Origin of the sequence: Actinomadura sp. NPDC048032 (genome assembly GCF_040653175.1) — a bacterium.
Taxonomy (GTDB): domain Bacteria; phylum Actinomycetota; class Actinomycetes; order Streptosporangiales; family Streptosporangiaceae; genus Spirillospora; species Spirillospora verrucosospora.
Genome location: NZ_JBEZJP010000589.1, coordinates 1 through 3,859, shown reverse-complemented (window position 1 = coordinate 3,859; position 3,859 = coordinate 1). Strand labels below are relative to the sequence as shown.

The window sequence follows — 3,859 nt, the reverse complement described above, 5'->3', positions numbered from 1 at the left end:
GCCGTCGAGCCGCTCGCAGATCGAGCGGATGTGCTCGTGCAGCGGAGGATCCAGCGGCCAGCCGATCGCCGGGGACCGGGTCCGCGAAGGGAGACCCATGACGACGACCGTGCTCGTGTACCCCGGACCGGGCCGATGACGACCCCGCACGTGATCCGCTCCGGCGGCGAGGCCGTGGAGACCGCACGCAAGCTCGCCGCCTCGTTCGCCGAGCGAGCGGGCGACCGCGACCGCGACCGGCGACCGCCCGCCGCCGAGGTCGCGGAGCTGTCGGAGTCCGGACTCCTCGGCGTCACCGTCCCGGCGCGGTTCGGCGGGGCGGAGGTGGACGTGGCGACCCTCGCGGAGGTGTTCCGGACGCTCGCCGCGGCCGACGCGAGCCTCGCCCAGATCCCGCACAGCCATTTCGTGTTCCTGGAGGCCCTGCGCCGTCAGGGCACCGAGGAGCAGCAGGCCCGGTACTTCGCCGAGGCCCTGGCCGGCGCCCGCTTCGCCAACGCCCAGTCCGAGCGGGGCGGGCGTACGGCGGCCGAGGACGCGACCACGCTGCGCCGCCGCGAGGAAGGCGGGTACACCCTCGACGGCGAGAAGTACTACAGCACGGGAGCGCTGTTCGCGGATTGGCTGGTCGTGCGGGCGGTTCTCGCCGACGGACCGCCGCTACCGGACGGCCTCCCGCGCAAGGCCCTGGCGTACATCCGCCGCGGCGCCGAAGGCGTCACGGTCGAGGACGACTGGGACGGCATGGGCCAGCGCACCACCGCGAGCGGAACGGTCCGGCTTCTCGGCGTGCGCGTGGACGGCGGCGAGGTCGTCCCTTACAGCACGCTGTTCGACGGGCCGACGACCTACGGCGCCCGCGCCCAGGTGCTGCACGCGGCGCTCGACGCCGGCATCGCCCGCGGCGCGCTGGACGCCGCGGTGACCGCCGTGGCGAAGGCACGACCGTGGTTCGAGAGCGGCGCCGAGACCGCGGCCGCGGACCCCCTGACCGTCCAGCAGGCCGGCGAGCTTGAGATCACCGTCCGGTCCGCCGAGGCGCTGCTGCGCGAGGCCGCGGAAGCGATCGACGCGGCCGAGCGCGAGCCCACCGGCGACGCCACCGCACGGGCGTCGGTGGCGACGGCCGTGGCGAAGGTCGCCGCGTCCCGAGCCTCGCTGGAGGCGTCGTCGGCGCTGTTCGAACTGGGTGGGACGCGGTCGGCGGCCGATTCGCTGAACCTGTCGCGCTACTGGCGGGACGCGCGCACGCACACGCTTCACGACCCGGCCCGCTGGAAGGTGCAGCACGTCGGCCGCTGGCTGCTGTCGGGCACTCCGCCGCCGCGCCACGGCCAGATCTGACCCGGTTTCCCGGGCGGCGCCCGAGACGGGGCGGAAGGAAGGAAAGACACTGTGACCCTCACTCTTCACTGGTTCCTGCCCACCTACGGCGACTCGCGCTTCATCGTGGGCGGCGGGCACGGGCAACTCGCCGGCGCGGCGGCCGGCGACCGCCGCGCCTCGGTCGGCTACCTGTCGTCGATCGTGCGCGCCGCCGAGGAGTTCGGCTTCGCCGGCGCTCTCACCCCCACCGGGGCCTGGTGCGAGGACGCGTGGCTGACGACGGCGATGCTGGCGCGCGAGTCGGAGCGGCTGGCGTTTCTCGTGGCGTTCCGTCCCGGGCTGGTCAGCCCCACGCTGGCCGCGCAGATGGCCGCGACTTTCTCCGCGCACGCTCCCGGACGGCTGCTGCTCAACGTCGTCACCGGCGGTGAGGATCACGAGCAGCGCGCCTACGGCGACCACCTGTCCAAGGACGAGAGATACGCCCGCTGTGACGAGTTCCTGTCGGTCGTGCGGCGGCTGTGGGCCGGCGAGACCGTCACCCACCGCGGCGCCCACCTCGACATCGACGCCGCGCGGCTGCCGACGCGGCCCGATCCGGTACCGCCGCTGTACTTCGGAGGCTCGTCCGCCGCGGCGGGACCGGTCGCGGCCGAGCACGCCGACGTCTACCTGACCTGGGGCGAGCCGGTGGACGCGGTGGCCCGCAAGATCGAATGGATTCGCGGGCTCGCAGCCGCCCGGGGCCGCAAGCCGCGCTTCGGCATCCGGCTGCACGTCATCACCCGCGACACCGCCGAGGAGGCATGGCTGCAGGCGGGACGGCTCGTCGACGCGCTCGGCGAGGAGACGGTCGCCGCCGCGCAGTCCGCTCTGGCCCGCAGCGAGTCGACCGGCCAGCGGCGCATGCGCGACCTGCATGAGCGCAGCCGCGCCGACGGCACCTGGCGCGACCCCCGCGCGCTGGAGGTGGGGCCCAACCTGTGGGCCGGGGTCGGGCTCGTCCGCGGCGGCGCGGGGACGGCGCTCGTCGGCTCGCACGCCGAGGTCGCCGACCGGATCGCCGAGTACGCCGGCATCGGCATCGACGAGTTCGTCCTGTCCGGGTACCCCCATCTGGAGGAGCTGTACTGGTTCGGAGAGGGAGTGCTTCCCCACCTCGACCGGCACGGGCTCTTCCATGTCGGGGGCGGTACCGGCGCCGGGCACAATGCCTTCCTCCCGAAGGGAACCACACGATGACGTCGGTGGAACTCGATCTGCGCCGGGTGTACGGCGCCTACCCGACGGGCGTGGCGGTGGTGGCGGGGCTCGTGGACGACCGGCCCGTCGGGATCGCCGCCAGCTCGTTCGTCCCCGTGTCGCTGGACCCGCCGCTGGTGTCGGTCTGCGTCGCGCACACCTCGACCACGTGGCCGCTGCTGCGCCCCCTTCCGCGCATCGGGATCAGCGTTCTCGGCGCGCACCAGGAGCACGCGGGGCGGCGGATCGGCTCGCGCGCCCCGGACCGCTTCGCCGGGGTCGACTGGCGCTCCACCAGTGACGGCTGCGTCCTGCTCGACGACGCCGCCGCCTGGTTCGACTGCTCGATCGAGCAGCAGGTCCGGTCCGGCGACCACGACATCGTCGTCTTCCGCGTGCACGACCTCGACGCCGTCCCCGGCACCCCGCCGCTTGTCTTCCACGCCAGCGCCTTCCGGCGCCTGACCTGACGCCGGGCCTTCCCGCCGACCGACCGAGACCACTTCCAAGGAGAACAGGTGACCAACAACATCATCACGCTCGTGGGCAATCCGCGAGCGCGGTCCCGCACGCACCGGGCCGCCCTGCAGGCCGCGCAGTCCATCGCCGACCGCATCGAGAACGCGACGCTGGGGGAGACGATCGACCTGGCGGCCCTGGCGCCAGAACTGCCGGCCGCCTCCTCCGCTGCCGTCGAGTCGGCTCTGGACACCGTCACTGGCGCGGACGTCCTGGTGGCCGCCAGCCCCACGTACAAAGGCACCTACACGGGGCTGCTGAAGACCTTTCTTGACCGCCTGCCCGGCCACGCGCTCGCCACGACGATCGCAGTGCCCCTGCTGGTCATGGGCGACGCCAAGCACGCGCTGGCCGTGGAGACCCACTTCCGGCCGCTGCTCGTGGAACTGGGGGCGCACGTCCCCACTCCCGGCATCGTCCTGCTCGAATCCCAACTCCCCGACGCCGAGCAGCTCCTCGACGCCTGGGCCGACCGTGCCGCACCCCAGATCGCGGCCCTCCTCACCGCCTCGGCGCCGACCCTCGCCTTTGAGAGCTGACTCGTCCGAATCGCCGGGCCCGGCGAAGGATCATCTTCACCTCTTCCGCTTTCCGCGCTTCCCCTTGCTCTTCTTGGTGCTGTGTCGCGCCCGGCCGCCGGCCGCGTCCGTCCGCCGTTGCCGGCGGGCCTGGGCCACCCAGTCCAGCCCTTGCCCGGCCTCCTGGGCCAGCGGCGTGTCGAATCGGCTGAGGATCTCCTGCGCTGCGGGAGGCCGCGCAGGAGGCGCGCCTC

The 3,859-nt window shown here is 73.7% G+C and carries 5 protein-coding genes; 4 read left to right on the top strand and 1 reads right to left on the bottom strand.

What is annotated here, in order from left to right; translation table 11 throughout:
* The first annotated feature begins 135 nt into the window (after positions 1-135).
* Genes AB0C69_RS39475 through AB0C69_RS39460 form a run of 4 tightly spaced genes read left to right on the top strand, consistent with a single transcriptional unit; the run spans position 136 to position 3,626 of the window.
* Entirely contained in the window at positions 136-1,344 is a 1,209-nt protein-coding gene (locus AB0C69_RS39475; protein WP_360361370.1) for an SfnB family sulfur acquisition oxidoreductase, read from the top strand.
* 51 nt (positions 1,345-1,395) lie between these two features.
* Positions 1,396-2,568: an LLM class flavin-dependent oxidoreductase gene (locus AB0C69_RS39470; protein ID WP_360361367.1), complete on the top strand. Its 1,173-nt coding sequence runs from the start codon at positions 1,396-1,398 to the stop codon at positions 2,566-2,568.
* Complete coding sequence (locus tag AB0C69_RS39465; RefSeq protein WP_360361364.1) at positions 2,565-3,038, top strand: flavin reductase family protein; 474 nt, start codon at positions 2,565-2,567, stop codon at positions 3,036-3,038. The genes AB0C69_RS39470 and AB0C69_RS39465 overlap by 4 nt, the downstream gene beginning before the upstream one ends.
* 48 nt (positions 3,039-3,086) lie before the next feature.
* Positions 3,087-3,626, top strand: coding sequence for an NAD(P)H-dependent oxidoreductase (locus AB0C69_RS39460; protein ID WP_360361361.1), 540 nt, complete (start codon positions 3,087-3,089; stop codon positions 3,624-3,626).
* Between the two features lie 36 nt (positions 3,627-3,662).
* Here AB0C69_RS39460 and AB0C69_RS39455 read toward each other — a convergent pair.
* Positions 3,663-3,859: hypothetical protein (locus AB0C69_RS39455; protein ID WP_360361358.1), on the bottom strand; the 197-nt coding region annotated here is incomplete at its 5' end.

Excerpts from the sequence above, each read along its gene's own strand:
- AB0C69_RS39465 (WP_360361364.1), top strand. The coding sequence starts at position 2,565 with ATGACGTCGGTGGAACTCGATCTGCGCCGGGTGTACGGCGCCTACCCG.
- AB0C69_RS39475 (WP_360361370.1), top strand. The coding sequence starts at position 136 with ATGACGACCCCGCACGTGATCCGCTCCGGCGGCGAGGCCGTGGAGACC.